15 protein-coding genes are annotated in these 15,939 nt (G+C 70.5%); all 15 read left to right on the top strand.

From position 1 onward, the window contains the following. Positions 1-41 precede the first annotated feature (41 nt). The 15 genes from JNB50_RS13480 (at position 42) to JNB50_RS13550 (ending at position 15,922) form a co-directional block, all read left to right on the top strand. Positions 42-797, top strand: a complete 756-nt coding sequence (locus tag JNB50_RS13480) for an IclR family transcriptional regulator (protein ID WP_208040646.1) — start codon at positions 42-44, stop codon at positions 795-797. 38 nt (positions 798-835) lie between these two features. Then, positions 836-1,201, top strand: a complete 366-nt coding sequence (locus JNB50_RS13485) for an META domain-containing protein (protein WP_208040647.1) — start codon at positions 836-838, stop codon at positions 1,199-1,201. A 157-nt stretch (positions 1,202-1,358) separates the two neighbouring features. Beyond that, positions 1,359-2,522 carry a 4-hydroxybenzoate 3-monooxygenase gene (locus JNB50_RS13490; protein ID WP_208040648.1) on the top strand — a complete coding sequence of 388 codons (1,164 nt, stop codon included), beginning with the start codon at positions 1,359-1,361 and terminating at the stop codon, positions 2,520-2,522. A 9-nt stretch (positions 2,523-2,531) separates the two neighbouring features. After that, positions 2,532-3,299, top strand: coding sequence for a protocatechuate 3,4-dioxygenase subunit beta (pcaH, locus tag JNB50_RS13495; RefSeq protein WP_208040649.1), 768 nt, complete (start codon positions 2,532-2,534; stop codon positions 3,297-3,299). After that, complete coding sequence (gene pcaG, locus JNB50_RS13500) at positions 3,292-3,873, top strand: protocatechuate 3,4-dioxygenase subunit alpha (protein ID WP_208040650.1); 582 nt, start codon at positions 3,292-3,294, stop codon at positions 3,871-3,873. Before pcaH ends, pcaG begins: the two co-directional genes overlap by 8 nt. Beyond that, positions 3,866-5,050, top strand: a complete 1,185-nt coding sequence (locus tag JNB50_RS13505) for a lyase family protein (RefSeq protein ID WP_208040651.1) — start codon at positions 3,866-3,868, stop codon at positions 5,048-5,050. Before pcaG ends, JNB50_RS13505 begins: the two co-directional genes overlap by 8 nt. A gap of 29 nt (positions 5,051-5,079) precedes the next feature. Continuing rightward, on the top strand, positions 5,080-6,267 hold the full coding sequence (pcaC, locus tag JNB50_RS25090) for a 4-carboxymuconolactone decarboxylase (protein WP_307794717.1): 1,188 nt from the start codon (positions 5,080-5,082) through the stop codon (positions 6,265-6,267). Continuing rightward, complete coding sequence (locus JNB50_RS13515) at positions 6,260-7,054, top strand: CoA transferase subunit A (RefSeq protein ID WP_208040652.1); 795 nt, start codon at positions 6,260-6,262, stop codon at positions 7,052-7,054. The genes pcaC and JNB50_RS13515 overlap by 8 nt, the downstream gene beginning before the upstream one ends. A gap of 2 nt (positions 7,055-7,056) precedes the next feature. Next, positions 7,057-7,725, top strand: a complete 669-nt coding sequence (locus JNB50_RS13520; RefSeq protein ID WP_208040653.1) for a CoA transferase subunit B — start codon at positions 7,057-7,059, stop codon at positions 7,723-7,725. Continuing rightward, a complete protein-coding gene (locus JNB50_RS13525) occupies positions 7,718-8,932 on the top strand; it encodes an acetyl-CoA C-acetyltransferase (protein ID WP_208040654.1) in 1,215 nt (404 codons plus the stop codon). Before JNB50_RS13520 ends, JNB50_RS13525 begins: the two co-directional genes overlap by 8 nt. Positions 8,933-8,989: 57 nt before the next feature. Continuing rightward, positions 8,990-9,757, top strand: a complete 768-nt coding sequence (locus tag JNB50_RS13530; protein WP_208040655.1) for an ABC transporter ATP-binding protein — start codon at positions 8,990-8,992, stop codon at positions 9,755-9,757. Next, the gene (locus tag JNB50_RS13535; RefSeq protein ID WP_208040656.1) at positions 9,739-11,310 is read left to right on the top strand and encodes a transporter; all 1,572 of its coding nucleotides are present in this window, start codon (positions 9,739-9,741) and stop codon (positions 11,308-11,310) included. The genes JNB50_RS13530 and JNB50_RS13535 overlap by 19 nt, the downstream gene beginning before the upstream one ends. Positions 11,311-11,356: 46 nt before the next feature. Beyond that, complete coding sequence (locus JNB50_RS13540) at positions 11,357-11,911, top strand: dihydrofolate reductase family protein (RefSeq protein ID WP_208040657.1); 555 nt, start codon at positions 11,357-11,359, stop codon at positions 11,909-11,911. 215 nt (positions 11,912-12,126) lie between these two features. Then, the gene (locus JNB50_RS13545) at positions 12,127-13,857 is read left to right on the top strand and encodes an ABC transporter ATP-binding protein (RefSeq protein WP_208040658.1); all 1,731 of its coding nucleotides are present in this window, start codon (positions 12,127-12,129) and stop codon (positions 13,855-13,857) included. A 1-nt stretch (position 13,858) separates the two neighbouring features. Next, positions 13,859-15,922 carry an ABC transporter ATP-binding protein gene (locus JNB50_RS13550; protein WP_374222265.1) on the top strand — a complete coding sequence of 688 codons (2,064 nt, stop codon included), beginning with the start codon at positions 13,859-13,861 and terminating at the stop codon, positions 15,920-15,922. Positions 15,923-15,939 lie beyond the last annotated feature (17 nt).

Below are 15,939 nucleotides of genomic sequence, written 5' to 3' on the forward strand. Positions count from 1 at the left end.
GCCCACCCGATCGCCCGTCGGCGCGGTCGTAGGCTGACCGCATGGCCGGTGGAGCTCAGGACGACCGCAGTGTCGCAGAGCGCGTGTTCGCGATCGCCGACGCCTTCGAGCGCGGAGACGAGCTGACGCTCAGCGAGGTCGCCAGACGGGCCGACCTCCCGGTCTCGACCGCTCACCGGCTGCTCGCCGAATGGGTTGCCTGGGGCGGGCTCCTCCGCGGGGACGACGGCCGGTACCGGGTCGGCATGAAGCTGTGGCGGCTCGGCGCGCGCCAGCCGACGGCGCGCAAGCTGCGGGAGGCCGCGCGCCCCTACCTCGACGACCTCCTGGAGGCGACGGGGGAGCACGTGCATCTCGCCGTGCGCGACGGCCTCGGCGCGGTCTATCTCGAACGGCTCTCCGGCCCAGGCGCCGTCCGTGTCATCAGCGACGTGGGGACGCGCCTCCCCCTGCATGCCACCGGCGTCGGTCTGGTGCTCTTGGCGTACGCCCCGTCCGGGACGCTCGAGGAGGTGCTGGCGCAGAACCCGCGCAAGTTTCTGCCGAACACGTTGACCAGCGAGAAGGAGCTGCGCGCCCGGTTGGCGAGCATCCGCACGACGGGGGTGTCGCGGGCGGTCGAGGAGCTGACGCGCGGAGTGTTCTCCGTCGCGGCACCGGTGCGTGACGCCGCGGGCGACGTCGTCGCGGCCGTGTCGATTATCGCGCACGCCGAACGGGCCGCAGAGCCGCAGTTCGTGCTCGGCGTGCGAATGGCCGCACGGGGCATCTCCGCGGCGCTCGTCTCTGGGCGGTGAGGCTAGATCGGCGATTCGGCTACCGATACCTTCTAGCCATGCTCACGCACAGAACGCTCAGATCAGCCCTCGCCGCGGCCGTCGTGCTCGCCGTCCTTTCCGGCTGCGCCTCGTCCGGATCCTCGTCGCCGGCCGGCGACTGGGGAGTCGTCAAGGCGGGCCAGCCGTCGCTCACCGTCGAGTCGAACGGCTCCTGGCACGGCAACGACGGCTGCAACGCCATGAAGGGCGACGGGAAGATCTCCGGACAGGAGTTCACCTTCGGCCCGTTCGCCTCGACGTTGGTCGCGTGCGAGGGCGTGACGCCCTGGCTGAACCTCGCGGTCACGGCGAAGGTCGACGGCGACTCGCTGGTCGTCTTCCGAGGTGACGGCAGCAAGATCGGCACGTTGTCGCGACGATGACGAGGTGATCCCGAGGGGGAGTCCATCTCGCTGAGTGGAAAGCCGTACCGAGTGTTCGCCGTGCCGGAAACCTTTCCATTCAGTGGAAAGTCACTCCAGCGCCGCACCGCCGTGGCGAAAACTGGGACAACCTTCCCACCGGAGCGAAAGGCGGAACATGCGAACCCAGGTCAGCATCATCGGGGCCGGGCCCGCAGGGCTCCTTCTCGGCCACATCCTGCGGCGGGCCGGAGTCGACTTCGTCCTCCTGGAGCAGAAGAGCCGCGAGTACGTGCTGGGCCGCGTGCGCGCCGGCGTCCTCGAGCAGGGCTCCGTCGACATCCTGCGCGAGCTGGGCCTGGATGCCGACCTCGCAGAGCGCGGGCTGACCCACCACGGCATCTACCTGCAGTACGAAGGCGGGCGCCACCACCTCGACTTCGTGGACCTCGTGGGCCGCACGGTGACCGTCTACGGCCAGCAGGCGCTCGTCCGCCACCTGCTCGCCGAGCACGACCGGGTGGGATCCGACATCCGCTTCGAGACGGCGGGTGTGGTCCCGCACGGTCTCGACACCGACGCCCCGTTCGTGACGACCGACGCCGGCGAGCGCATCGACTGCGAGATCGTGGTCGGCGCCGACGGTTACCACGGCGTCTGCCGCCCGGCGATCCCGGGCATCCAGGCCCTCGAGCGCAACTACCCCTACGCCTGGCTCGGCATCCTGGCCGACGTCGCACCGTCCACCGACGATCTCATCTACGCCCTGCATCCCGAGGGCTTCGCCATGCACTCCATGCGGTCGCGGGAGGTGTCTCGGCTCTACCTGCAGGTCGATCCTGACGAGTCGGTCGACGACTGGTCGGACGCCCGCATCTGGGAGGCGCTGCAGACGCGGCTCGGCGTTCCGGGCTGGACCCTGACGGAGGGCGCCATCACCGAGAAGTCGATCACCCCGATGCGCAGCTTCGTCGCCTCCACCCTCGAGTACGGCCGGCTGTTCCTCGCCGGCGACGCCGGGCACATCGTGCCGCCGACGGGAGCGAAGGGTCTCAACTCGGCCATCGCAGACGTTGCGCTGCTCGGTCGGGCCGTTGCGGCGCACTTCGACGGAGACGATGCTCCCCTGAAGCGTTACAGCGCCTCTGCGCTCGCACGCCAGTGGAAGGTGCAGCAGTTCTCGCAGTGGATGACGGAGATGCTTCACGTGCACAGGGAGGTCGCCGATCCGTCGGCCAGGGCCTTCCGCTACCGCAGCCAGCTCGGACAGCTCGCATACACCACAGGATCACGCAACGCTCAGGCGGCTCTCGCCGAGCAGTACGCGGGCCTACCCTTCTGAGGCGAACCGATGACCGACAACACCGAACAGGACCAGATCGTCGCCGAGATCGGCGCGCTGCACACGGCCGCCGCCGCGGCCGGAGCGCTCCCCGTGCACGCGTTGCGTGACTTCGGCCCCTACCGCAGCTCGGCGCTGCGGCATCCGACACACGAGCTCGTGCGTGCCGATCCTGAGGAGATCGAGCTCGTCTCGCCGGCGTTCGGGCACTCGGACGTCGCAGCCGAGGAGAGCGACCTCACCATCCAGCACGACGGCGAGCCGCTCGGCGAGCGCATCATCGTGACGGGACGGGTGCTCGACGGCGAAGGGCGCCCGGTCCGCAACCAGCTCGTGGAGGTCTGGCAGGCGAACTCCGCCGGCCGCTACGTGCACAAGCGCGACCAGCATCCCGCTCCGCTCGACCCGAACTTCACCGGCGTCGGGCGCACGATCACGGGGGACGACGGGTCGTACCGGTTCGTCACCATCAAGCCGGGTCCGTATCCGTGGAAGAACCACCGCAACGCCTGGCGCCCGGCGCACATCCACTTCTCGCTCTTCGGCTCGGAGTTCACCCAGCGCCTGGTGACCCAGATGTACTTCCCGAGCGATCCGCTGTTCGCGCTCGATCCGATCTACCAGTCGATCGTCGACCCCGACGCCCGGCAGAGGCTCATCGCCGCCTACGATCACGACGTCAGCGAGCCGGAGTGGGCGCTGGGTTACCGGTGGGACATCGTGCTCACCGGGAGCAAAGCCACCTGGATGGAGCCGGAGGAGGGCGAGCATGCCTGATCGGAACGACACCGGCGCGGCGCAGGGCGCACGCCGGCTGCAGACGCCGTCGCAGACCGTCGGCCCGTTCTTCGGGTACGCGCTGCCCTACGAGGGCGGCTCGGAGGTCGCGGCACCATGGAACCCTGAGGCGATCCGCTTCCACGGCACTGTGACCGACGGTGCCGGTGAGCCCGTGCCCGACGCCCTGCTCGAGATCTGGGGAGCCGACGCGCAGGGCCGCCCGATCGATGCACGCGGAAGCCTGCACCGCGACGGCCACACCGTGACGGGGTTCGGTCGCGCTGCGGTCGACCGCGACGGCCACTACGCGTTCACCACGGTCCAGCCCGGCGCTCCGGCGCCCGGCCGTGCCCCGTACCTCCTGGTCACCGTCTTCGCGCGCGGCCTGCTGCACCACCTGTTCACGCGTGCCTACTTCGGCGACGACCCGTTCCTGCAGACCATTGCAGAGGACCGGCGCGACACGCTCCGGGCCGTGAGGGACGGCGAGCGCAGCTACCGGTTCGACATCCGCCTCCAGGGCGAGGGCGAGACCGTGTTCCTCGACTTCATCGGCGACGGCCGTGGCTGACGGCTTCGACAGCGCTGACGCCTTCGACTGGGCTGACGCCTTCGACTGGGGTCTCCTCGAGCCGGCCGGTGCGCTCGGTGCGTCGGTCGGCGACGATCGCGTGCTGGCGGCCATGATCGACGTGGAGGCCGCCCTGTCCGGGGCGTGGGCGGAGCTCGAGAGCACCGGATCCGCGTCGGGTGCTCCCGTCTTCGACCTCGCAGCGATCGACCGCGGCCGGCTTCTGGCCGGTGCGCGCTCCGCCGGCGTGCCGATCATCGCGCTGGTCGAGCAGCTGCGCGAGCAGGCGGGCGAATCGGCCGATGTCGTCCATCGCGGCGCGACCAGCCAGGACATCGTCGACACCGCTCTCGTGTTGGTGTCGCGCGACGGCCTCGCGCGCGCCGCCGGGAGGCTCGCGGCGGCGGCCGACGCGCTCGCCGGTCTCTCCGCGCGGCACCGCGCGACGCCGGTCGTGGCGCGCACGCTGTCGCAGCCGGCGGAGCCGACCACCGTCGGCGCGCTGTTCGCGACCTGGCTCGACGGTGTGTCATCCGCCGGGGAGGCCCTGGACGCGCTGTCGGCATCCGGCTTCCCCGTTCAGCTCGGGGGCGCGGTCGGCACCGGAGCCGCCTTCGTGCGGGCCTCCGGTCGGGATGACGCACCCGCCATCCTGCGCGCCGCCGTCGCCCGCCGACTCGGTCTCTCCGATCCGGGACGCGCGTGGCAGACCGACCGCACCCCGGTGCTCGCGATCGCGGACGCCGCCGCGCGGGTGTGCGCGGTGACCGGCCGTGTCGGCCGCGACCTCGCCCTCGGCGCGCGTGACGGCGTGCTCCGTCCGGCCACGGGGGGCGGCTCGTCCGCGATGCCGCACAAGCAGAACCCGGTCGATGCCGTGATCCTCAGCGCGAACGGCCTGCGCGCACCCGGTCTGCTCGCCACGCTGCACACGGCGGCTCTGAGCTCCGATGCCCGCCCCGCCGGCGAGTGGCACGCCGAATGGCAGGCCTGGCGAGGCCTCGTCCGACTGGCCCTCGAGAGTGCCGAGGTGCTGGCACACGCCGTCGCCGAACTCATCGTCGAGGCATCTCCGAGCGTCGACGATGTGCGCGCCGACGACCTCCACCTGGCCGCGGCCGGTGCCGTCGTCGACGCCGCGATCGCCCGGCACGGACGACTGGGCGGATCTCGATGACCGGACTCATCCCGACGAAAGGTGACGGCGTGACCCCACCTCGACTGCGTGGCTCGATGACCGCGGCCTCCCCGCGCGCTGCGGCCCCGCGCCTGCTCGTCCTGCTGCCCTCGCTCGGCACGACGACCCGGCTGTGGGATGGCGTGGTCGCGCGCCTCGCGAGCGGGCCGGACGCGCCCCGCATCCTCCGCGTCGACCTCCCGGGTCACGGCGCGTCGCCCGTCGCGCGCGAGCCGTTCAGCATCGCCGACCTCGCCGCATCCGTGCTCGCGCTCGTGGACGAGGTCGGCGGCGGTGCCTTCGACGTCGCAGGCGACTCGCTCGGCGGAGCGGTCGCGCTGGAGCTCGCACTCGCGGTTCCCGAGCGCGTGCGCAGCCTGGCCATGTTCTGTTCCGGTGCGGCGATCGGCACACCGGAGGGCTGGGCCGACCGCGCAGCGCAGGTACGCGCCTCCGGAACCGCGTCGGTCGTCGCCGGCAGCGCCCGACGCTGGTTCGCCCCCGGCTATCTGGACGCGCATCCCGACGGTCCGGGCGGTCACGCCCTGAAGACCCTGATCGACATCGACGACGAGTCGTACGCCCTGTGCTGCGAAGCGCTGGCGGGCTTCGACCGACGGGGCTCCGTCGCAGCGGTGAGCGCACCCGCCCTCGTCGTCGCGGGCGCCCACGACCAGGTCACGACCCCCGCGCTGATGGCCGAACTCGCCGGCGGCCTCCCGGATGCGCGCTTCGTCGAGCTCGCCCACGCCGCCCATCTGGTGCCGCTGGAGGACCCGGTGGAGACGGCCGCACTGCTGTCGGCCCTTCTCCGCCGTGCCCACGACGCATCGCCGTACGACCGCGGGATGGCGGTGCGGCGGTCGGTCCTCGGCGATGCGCATGTCGATCGCGCGACCACCGCGATCACGCCGGAGACCGCGGACTTCCAGGACTTCATCACCCGCTACGCCTGGGGCGAGGTCTGGTCGCGTCCACAGCTCACGCGACAGCAGCGGTCGATCGCGACGCTCGCGAGCCTGGTCACCGGCGGCCACGAGAGCGAGCTGCGCATGCACGTCCGCGCGGCCCTGCGCAACGGACTGACCCGAAGCGAGATCGCAGAGGTCATCCACCACACCGCGCTCTACGCGGGGCTGCCCGCCGCGAACGGCGCGCTCGCGATCATGCGCGAGGTCTTCGCAGAGACGGAGCAGACGGAGGAGACGAATGGATAAGACGTTCGCGTCCGCGGCCGAGGCGGTCGCCGACATCCCGGAGGGCGCCTCGCTCGCGGTCGGCGGCTTCGGGCTGTCCGGTGTGCCGATCGTGACGATCCGGGCGCTGCTTGCGCGCGGGGTCGGCGGCCTGGAAGTCGTCTCCAACAACTGCGGCGTCGACGGCTGGGGTCTCGGCGAGCTGTTGGCCGCGGGCCGCATCCGCCGGGTGATCGCCTCCTACATCGGCGAGAACAAGGAGTTCGCCCGCCAGTATCTCGGTGGCGAGGTGGAGGTCGAGCTCACTCCGCAAGGAACTCTGGCCGAGCGGTTGCGCGCCGGCGGCGTCGGCATTCCCGCCTTCTACACGGCGACGGGCGCAGGCACCGCGGTCTCGGACGGGGGCATGCCGATCCGCTACGCGGCGGACGGCTCCGTGGCCGAGGCGAGCGCCCCCAAGGAGCTGCGGCCGTTCGACGTGCTCGGCCGCAGCCGGGAGTACGTGCTCGAGACGGCGATCCGCACCGACTTCGGCCTGGTGCGCGCCGCCGTCGGCGACCGCCACGGCAACCTGCGGTTCGAGAAGTCGACCCGCAACTTCAACCCGCTCGCCGCGATGGCGGGCCGGGTCACCATCGCGGAGGTCGACGAGCTGGTCGAACCCGGCGTGCTCGGCCCCGACGACATCCACCTGCCCGGCATCTATGTGGACCGGGTGGTCGCGTTGACTCCCGAGCAGTCGGCGGACCTGCCGATCGAGAAGGTCACCGTCCGGCCCCGTCCGATCTCCCACACCGAAGGAGCCTGAGCATGGCGCGCACCCGTGACGAACTGGCCGCCCGTGCCGCACTCGAGCTGGAGGACGGCTCGTACGTCAACCTCGGCATCGGCCTGCCCACCCTCATCCCCAACCACCTGCCGACCGACGTGCACGTCGTGCTGCACTCCGAGAACGGGATCCTCGGCGTCGGCCCCTACCCGTGGGAGGGCGACGAGGATCCGAAGCTCATCAACGCGGGCAAAGAGACCGTCACCGTTCTGCCCGGCGCGAGCTACTTCGACTCCGCCGCCAGTTTCGGGATGATCCGCGGCGGCCGGATCGCGACCGCGGTCCTCGGCGCCATGCAGGTCTCGGCAACCGGCGACATCGCCAACTGGGCGGTGCCCGGCAAGATGGTCAAGGGCATGGGCGGCGCGATGGATCTCGTCAACGGCGCCGAGCGCGTCATCGTGGTCATGGAGCACGTCGCCAAGGACGGCTCGGCCAAGCTCGTCGAGCAGTGCACCCTCCCGCTGACCGGCCGCGGCTGTGTCGACCGTATCGTCACCGACCTCGCCGTCGTCGACGTCACGGACGACGGCCTGGTGCTGCGTGAACTCGCGCCGGGCGTGTCGGTCGATGACGTCGTCGCCGCGACGGGTGCTCCGCTGACGATCCCGGCCGATGTGAGCGTCGGGACGGGAGCGGCACATGCCTGAGTTGCGCGAGGTCGTCATCTGCTCGCCGTTGCGTACGCCGGTCGGCCGGATGGGCGGCGCGCTCGCCCCCGTCTCTGCGCTGAGCCTGGCGGAGAGAGTGCTGCGCGCCCTCGTCGACCGCACCGGCCTCGACCCGGCCGTAGTGGAGGGCGTGATCGGCTCCCAGGGCTATCCGACGATGGAGGCGCCCGCGTTCGGACGGGTCGCCGCGCTGAACGCCGGCTTCCCGGTCACGACGACGGGCTACCAGCTCGACCGGCGGTGCGGCTCCGGCCTCCAAGCGGTGATCAACGCGGCGATGGAGGTGCAGACCGGCGCGAGCGACGTGCTGATCGCGCTCGGCGCCGAGTCGATGTCCAACGCACCCCTCTACACGGAGCACGGTCGCCGCGGCGTCCCGCCCGGGGGTCTGATGCTGCACGATGCGCTGGCGCGCGGGCGCGAGACGGTCGGCGGACGCGACTTCCCCACTCCGGACGGCAACGTCGGCTCGGCCGAGACGCTGCGCCGCGACTACGGCATCCCGCGCGAGGCGCAGGACCGCCTCGCGCTGCGGTCGCACCGACGCGCAGTCGCGGCGCAGGAGTCCGGAGCCTTCGACGCGGAGCTGGTGCCTGTCACCGTCCCCGGCCGCCGTGGCGACGTGGTCGTCGACCGCGACGAGCACCCCAGGGCCGACACGACGCTGGAGGCGTTGGCCGGCCTCCGCGCCATCCTCAGCGGGCGCGATGCGGACGCCACGGTGACGGCGGGCAACTCCAGCGGACAGAACGACGCTGCGGCAGCCGCGATCGTGACGACCCCCGAGCGCGCGGCCGATCTCGGCCTGTCCCCGCTGCTGCGACTGCGGTCGTGGGCGGTCGCCGGCAACGATCCGCGGGTCTTCGGGGTCGCTCCGGTGCCGGCCGCGAACCGCGCCCTCGAACGCGCTGGCGTCGCATGGAGCGACATCGACGTGATCGAGCTGAACGAGGCGTTCGCCGTCCAGGTGCTCGCCTGCCTCGCCGACTGGGGCATCGACGAGGAGGACCCACGGCTCAACCCGCGCGGCAGCGGCATCTCGATCGGACACCCGATCGGCGCGACCGGCCTGCGGATGCTGGCGACGCTCGCGCACGAGCTGCCCGCCCTCGACGGCACGCTGGCCGTCGAGACGATGTGCATCGGCGGGGGTCAGGCCCTGGCCGCGGTCTTCGAGCGCGTCTGACCCCTGCGCGCGCGCCCGGTGCGCGTAGGGTGAGGGGAGCGGAAGGCAGGGGAATCGGTGGTCGGTCAGGATGACGTCGCGGTCGCAGTGCGTGGCCTCCACAAGCGGTTCGGTGAGAAGGCGGCGGTCGACGGCATCGACCTCGACGTGCCCTCCGGGAGTTTCTACGGGCTGGTCGGCCCCAACGGCGCAGGCAAGACCACGACGCTGAGCATGGTCACCGGCCTGCTCCGGCCGGATGCCGGCCAGGTGCTCATCCACGGGGTCGACATGTGGCGCGACCCGCTGGCCGCCAAGGCGCTCGTCGGCGTGCTGTCCGACGGCGCGCGCCTGTTCGACCGGCTGACCGGCGAGCAGCTCGTCGAGTACGCCGGCCTCCTGAGCGGGATGGACCGCCCGACGGCGATCGAGCGCACCCACGACCTCCTGAGCCTGCTCGATCTGCAGTCGGCGGGCGGCACGCTCGTCGTCGACTACTCGGCCGGCATGACCAAGAAGATCGCGCTGGCCGCAGCCATGGTGCACGCGCCGCGCGTGCTGGTGCTGGACGAGCCGTTCGAGTCGGTCGACCCGGTGTCGGCCGCGAACATCCGCGACATCCTGCACGGGTTCGTCCAGAGCGGCGGCACGGTCATCGTCTCGTCGCACGTCATGGACCTCGTCGAGCGCATGTGCGACCGCGTCGCGGTCATCAACGCGGGCCGGGTCATCGCCGCGGGCACCGTCGACGAAGTGCGCGCAGGCTCGACGCTCGAAGACCGCTTCGTCGAGCTCGTCGGAGGACGCCGGGTGGGGGAGGGGCCGGAGTGGTTGCGACACTCGTAAGGCTCCGACTGCTCGTCCTCCGCAACTCCTTCCGCCGCAGCACCTCCCAGCTCGTCGCGGTGATCATCGGAGGGGTCTACGCGCTGATCGCGCTCGCTGTCGTGCTGGGCGGTCTGGTGCTGCTCGGCTTCGCGCCGGTGGAGGTCACCCGCATGATCACCGTGATCGGCGGTTCCGCCGCGGTGCTGGGCTGGGCGATCTTCCCGCTGCTGCTCTCGGGGATCGAGCAGACCCTCGACCCCGCTCGCCTCGCGGTCTACCCGATCCCGCTGCGCCCGCTCATGCTCGGGATGCTGCTGAGCGCGGTGGTCGGCGTCGCCGGTGCGGCGACGACGCTCGCCTCACTCGCAACGTCGCTGGCCTGGCTCCGCCTCCCCGGCGTCGCCGTCGTTGCGCTGATCACCGGAGCGCTGGGCGCCGCGACCTGCATCGTCGTCTCCCGCGCCGTCACTTCGGTGTCGAGCGGCCTGTCCGGCGGGCGGCGGTTCCGGGAGGCCAGCGGACTGCTGGTGCTCATCCCGCTGATCCTGGCCGGCCCGATCGTGATCGGCATCACCCGCGGCCTGCGGTCGTCGTCCGACGCCCTCCCCGCCGTCGCCGACGGGCTGTCCTGGTCGCCGCTCGGAGCGGTGTGGGCGGTGCCGTCCCAACTCGCGCTCGGAGACCCGCTGGGCGCTCTGGCGCGGCTGCTGATCGCCGTGGCCACGTTCGCCGTGCTGTGGCTGGTGTGGCGCTGGGGTCTCGCACGCTCGCTGGTGACGCCGGCGCGCGCCTCCTCGCGGGTGCGCGCGCAGGGCAAGCTGGGGTGGTTCGGAATCTTCCCCGGCAACGCGTGGGGGGCGATCGCGGCCCGATGCCTGACCTACTGGTTCCGCGATCCGCGCTACCTGCGCCAGCTCCTGGTGATTCCGCTCATGCCGGTGCTGTTCTGGTTCTACTCCAGCCTCAACCACGCCGGCGGCCTCCTCGTGATCGGTGCGCCCGTCGTCGCGTTCTCGCTGGGCATCGGGATGATCGCCGACGTCTCGTACGACTCGACAGCCTTCACGCTGCACGTCGCCAAGGCGGTGCCCGGCCGCGCCGACCGCTGGGGCCGCGCGGCCGCGATGCTCTCGTTCGCGGTGCCCGCCGTCGTGCTCATCGCACTGTTCGCCGCGGCGATCGGCGACGGCTGGCACATCCTCCCCGGGCTGCTCGGGCTCTCCCTCGGCATCCTGCTGACCGGCGCGGCCGTGTGCGCCGTGACCTCGGCGCGGCTGGTGTTCCCCGTGCCGGAGCCCGGCGACAACCCGTTCCGTTCGCGGCCGGGGGCGAACATCTCGCTCATCGGACCGACCTTCGCCGCGTGGGGGGTGATCGCGGTGCTCTGCCTGCCGGAGATCGCGCTCTTCGTCATCGCGCTCATCACCGGCGACGCGCTCTGGGGCTGGGCGGCACTCCTCGTCGGCGTCGCGCTGGGCGGCGTGCTCGTCGGCGTCGGCGTGCGCGTCGGCGGCAGCATCCTCGACGCCCGCTCACCCGAGCTGCTGCTGCAACTGCGCAAGGACGCCTGAGGCGGCCTGCCTCGACGGGTCGGCGGCGACCGCCTAGGCTGACCGCATGGGCAGCATCGCAGTGCACGAGTTCGTCTCGCTCGACGGCGTCTTCGAAGACCCGAGCTGGACGCTGGACTACGGGTTCGATCCGGAGATGGGCGAGGACATCGGCCGCATCGCGAACCCGTCGGATGCGATCCTGCTCGGTAGGCGAACCTTCGAGATGTTTGCGCCGGTCTGGTCGAAGCGCACGGTGCAGGACGACCCTGGCGCTCCGTTCTTCAACGACAGCCAGAAGCTGGTGGTCTCCTCCACGCTCGACGACGCGGCGGTGGAGGCGGCCTGGGCGAACTCGCGATCGTTGGGCGGCTACGACGCGGAACGGCTCCGCGAGGTGAAGCAGAGCCGCAGCGGACTGTACATCAGCGGCAGCGGTACGCTCGTGCGGGCCTTGCTGGCCGATGGGCTGGTGGACGCGCTTCATCTCTTCGTCTATCCCGTCGTCCGCGGAACCGGCGCCCGCCTGTTCCCGGAAGGCATCGCGGAGTCCCGGTTGCGGCTGCGTCAGCACGACGCGTACGCGAACGGTGTCCTCCACCTGCTCTACTCACCGGCCTGATCTCCACAGATCTCGAATTGCGGTCACGCTGTGACCGTTGTCCTGCCTAGCGTTGTCGTATCGGGTGGGAGTCGCCTCGGCAGAGGCGAATGTCCGTCGTCCGCGCTACCGTTAGGTGCTGTACGGGGGGTTTCGCACAGCGCCGAGTCGGTCGGGTCGATGGCGGCGCGCTCACCCGTCCCACAATTCCACCGGAAAACGAACCAGGGATCATCGTGACTCTTCTTCGATTGGCGCTGCGGTACATCCGCCCCTACTGGGGTGCGGTCGCCGCGGTCGTCGTCCTGCAGCTCATCGCCACCATCGCGGCGCTCTACCTGCCGACGTTGAACGCCAGCATCATCGACAAGGGTGTCGTCACGGGCGACACCGACTTCATCTGGCGCACCGGCGGCATGATGCTGATCGTCTGCTTCGTGCAGGTCGTCGCCGCCATCACGGCGACCTACTTCGGTGCGCGCGCCTCGATGTCGCTGGGCCGCGACATCCGGCGCTCGTTCTACCGCAAGGTCGACTCGCTTCCGGCACTCGATCTCGCACGCTGGGGCATGCCGACGCTGATCACGCGCAACACCAACGACGTCCAGCAGGTGCAGATGCTCGTGCTGATGACGCTCAACTTCATGGTGTCCACGCCGATCATGTGCATCGCCGGCATCATCCTGGCCGTGCAGGTCGACGCCGCGCTGTCGTGGCTGATCTGGGTCTCCGTCGCCGTGCTGTTCGTCGTCGTCGGCATCCTGGTCTGGCTGCTGCTGCCCATGTTCCGCGTGATGCAAGACCGCATCGACGGCGTGAACGGCGTCATCCGCGAGCAGATCGTCGGCATCCGTGTCATCCGTGCCTTCGTGCGCGAACGCTTCGAGACGGCGCGCTACGACGACGCGAACACCGCGCTCACCCGCATCTCGGTGAAGGTCGGCAACGTCTTCGTGCTGATGTTCCCGCTGATCATGCTCATCCTGAACGCCGCCACCGTCGCCGTCCTCTGGTTCGGCGGCCAGCGCGTCGGCGCCGGCGACATCCAGATCGGCGCCCTGACCGCCTTCCTGCAGTACCTGCTGCAGATCCTGGTCGCGGTCATGATGGGCGTGTTCATGGCCATGATGATCCCGCGCGCGATGGTCTGCGCCGAGCGCATCGACGAGGTGCTCAGCGCGACGCCGTCGACGGGTGCCGCTGACGGCCCTGGAGCGCTTCCGGCCGACGGGCGCGTCGAGGTCGCGGGTGTGACCTTCGGGTACCCCGGAGCCGAGAAGCCGGTGCTGAGCGACGTGAGCTTCACGGCGGAGCCCGGGCGTGTGACCGCGATCGTCGGCTCGACCGGTTCGGGCAAGTCGACGCTCGTCTCGGTGATCGCCGACCTCTTCACCCCGCAGAGCGGGCACGTGCGCATCGGCGGCGTTCCGGTCGACTCCCTGAGCCGGGAGCAGCTCTCGGGAGTGCTGGGCCTGGTGCCGCAGAAACCGTACCTCTTCTCCGGCACGGTGGCGAGCAACCTCCGGTTCGGCCGGCCGTCGGCGACCGACGAGGAGCTGTGGCAGGCTCTGCGCGTCGCGCAGGCGGAAGACTTCGTCCGCGCCAAGGAGCACGGCCTCGACGAGCGCATCGCCCAGGGCGGCACCAACGTCTCCGGAGGCCAGCGTCAGCGTCTCTGCATCGCCAGGGCGCTCGTCGCGCAGCCCAAGGTCCTGCTGTTCGACGACTCGTTCTCTGCGCTCGACGTCGCGACCGATGCCCGGCTTCGAGAGGCCCTCGCAGAGTCCACGGGCGACACGACGATGATCGTGGTGGCGCAGCGCGTCTCGACGATCCGCGAAGCCGACCAGATCATCGTGCTCGACGACGGACGGGTCGTCGGGCGCGGCACCCACGACGAACTGCTGGAGACGAGCGAGACGTATCGCGAGATCGTCGAGTCGCAGCTGAGCCTGGAGGTGGCCTGAGATGGCCCGCGCGAAGAACGACAAGACGGCGAAGAACCGCACGGCGAAGAACCGGGCGGGCGGTGCGTCCGAAGCGCGGGATGGCGTACTCACCGAGGCCGGCGTGGAGACCGCGATCGAAGAACTCGAGCTCGAGTACGAGTACGAGCCGACGGAGTCCGACGGCGACATGTTCGGAGGGACACCGGCCAAGAAGGCGGAGCACTTCTGGCCGTCCTTCAAGCGCCTCCTCGGCCTCCTGAAGCCCGAGTGGCTGGGCATGACCTTCGTCACCCTTCTCGTGATCATCTCGGTGGCGCTCATCGTGATCGCGCCGAAGGTGCTCGGCAGCGCGACAGACGTCATCTTCAAGGGTGCCGTCGGCACGATCACGCCGAACGGGCTGGTCCCCGGCCACGGCATCGACTTCATCGAGCTCGGCCGCCTGCTCACGATCGTGCTCGCGATGTACGTCGCGGCCTCGCTGCTCCAGTGGTGGCAGGGCTACATTCTGAACGCGCTCGTGATGCGGGTGGTCTACCGACTGCGCGCCGACGTCGAGACGAAGCTCAACCGGCTGCCGCTCAGCTACTTCGACACCCGCCAGCGCGGTGACCTGATGTCGCGCGTGACCAACGACGTCGACAATATCCAGACGGCGCTGCAGCAGGCCTTCTCGCAGCTGATCCAGTCGGTGCTGACGGTCATCGGCATCGGCATCATGATGTTCATCGTGTCGTGGCAGCTCGCGCTCATCGCGCTGATCTCGATCCCACTCTCCGGTGTGATCGCCGGCGTGATCGGCACCCGCTCGCAGAAGCTGTTCAAGCAGCAGTGGAGCTCGACCGGTGCGCTCAACGGGCACATCGAGGAGTCGTACTCGGGTCTCGACCTGGTGCGCGCCTTCGGCCGCGACGCGGTCATGCTCGAGGAGTTCGACTCCCGCAACGACAAGCTGTGGAAGTCGACGGTCGGCGCCCAGTTCGTCTCGGGCATGATCATGCCCGCGATGAACTTCGTCTCCTACCTGTCGTACGTGCTGATCGCCGTCGTCGGCGGCCTCCGCGTCGCCTCCGGTCAGATGACGATCGGCGACGCGACGGCGTTCATCCAGTACTCGCGCGAGTTCTCGCAGCCGATCGGCCAGATCGCGGGCATGGCCAACATGCTCCAGTCGGGCGTCGCGTCGGCCGAGCGCACGTTCGAGTTCCTCGACGCCAAGGAGCAGTCGGCCGACACCGAGACGCAGCATCTGCCCTCGCGGGCCGACGGCCGCGTCGAGCTCGACGGCGTCGACTTCTCCTACGACCCCGAGACGGAACTGATCCGGGACCTCTCGCTCTCGGTCGAGCCCGGTCACACGGTCGCGATCGTCGGGCCGACGGGAGCGGGCAAGACCACGCTGGTGAACCTCATCATGCGGTTCTACGAGCTGAACGGCGGCACGATCCGCCTCGACGGCATCGACACCACCGAGCTGTCGCGGGCGGAGCTCCGCGGCCAGGTCGGGATGGTGCTGCAGGACGCCTGGCTGTTCTCGGGCACCATCCGCGAGAACATCCGTTACGGCCGGCTCGATGCCACCGACGAGGAGGTAATCGAGGCCGCGAAGGCGACCATGGTCGACCGGTTCGTGCGCCAGCTGCCCGACGGCTACGACACCATGATCGACGCCGACGGCGGCAACGTCTCGGCAGGCGAGCGTCAGCTGCTGACGATCGCGCGCGCATTCATCGCCAACCCGTCGCTGCTCATCCTCGACGAGGCGACGTCGTCGGTCGACACCCGCACCGAGCTGCTGGTGCAGCACGCGATGGCGGCGTTGCGCAGCGACCGCACGTCGTTCGTGATCGCGCACCGCTTGTCGACCATCCGTGACGCGCACACGATCCTCGTCATGGAGCACGGCCGCATCGTCGAGCAGGGCGACCACGCGACACTCCTCGCCAAGAAGGGTGCCTACTACGACCTCTACATGACGCAGTTCCGCGGCGCGGCGGCAGAGGAGGACGAGGCACAGCCCGACACCGCGGGCGCGACACCGGCCGCCGAGGATGCCGGAGAGTCCGAGGTCGCCAACGCCTGAGCGATGCGATACACCGT

This window comes from Leifsonia sp. TF02-11, assembly GCF_017565305.1.
Taxonomy (GTDB): domain Bacteria; phylum Actinomycetota; class Actinomycetes; order Actinomycetales; family Microbacteriaceae; genus Leifsonia.

Excerpts from the sequence above, each read along its gene's own strand:
- JNB50_RS13525 (WP_208040654.1), top strand. The coding sequence starts at position 7,718 with ATGCCTGAGTTGCGCGAGGTCGTCATCTGCTCGCCGTTGCGTACGCCG.
- pcaH (WP_208040649.1), top strand. The coding sequence starts at position 2,532 with ATGACCGACAACACCGAACAGGACCAGATCGTCGCCGAGATCGGCGCG.
- JNB50_RS13485 (WP_208040647.1), top strand. The coding sequence starts at position 836 with ATGCTCACGCACAGAACGCTCAGATCAGCCCTCGCCGCGGCCGTCGTG.
- JNB50_RS13490 (WP_208040648.1), top strand. The coding sequence starts at position 1,359 with ATGCGAACCCAGGTCAGCATCATCGGGGCCGGGCCCGCAGGGCTCCTT.
- JNB50_RS13515 (WP_208040652.1), top strand. The coding sequence starts at position 6,260 with ATGGATAAGACGTTCGCGTCCGCGGCCGAGGCGGTCGCCGACATCCCG.
- pcaG (WP_208040650.1), top strand. The coding sequence starts at position 3,292 with ATGCCTGATCGGAACGACACCGGCGCGGCGCAGGGCGCACGCCGGCTG.
- JNB50_RS13480 (WP_208040646.1), top strand. The coding sequence starts at position 42 with ATGGCCGGTGGAGCTCAGGACGACCGCAGTGTCGCAGAGCGCGTGTTC.
- JNB50_RS13550 (WP_374222265.1), top strand. The coding sequence starts at position 13,859 with ATGGCCCGCGCGAAGAACGACAAGACGGCGAAGAACCGCACGGCGAAG.
- JNB50_RS13540 (WP_208040657.1), top strand. The coding sequence starts at position 11,357 with ATGGGCAGCATCGCAGTGCACGAGTTCGTCTCGCTCGACGGCGTCTTC.
- JNB50_RS13520 (WP_208040653.1), top strand. The coding sequence starts at position 7,057 with ATGGCGCGCACCCGTGACGAACTGGCCGCCCGTGCCGCACTCGAGCTG.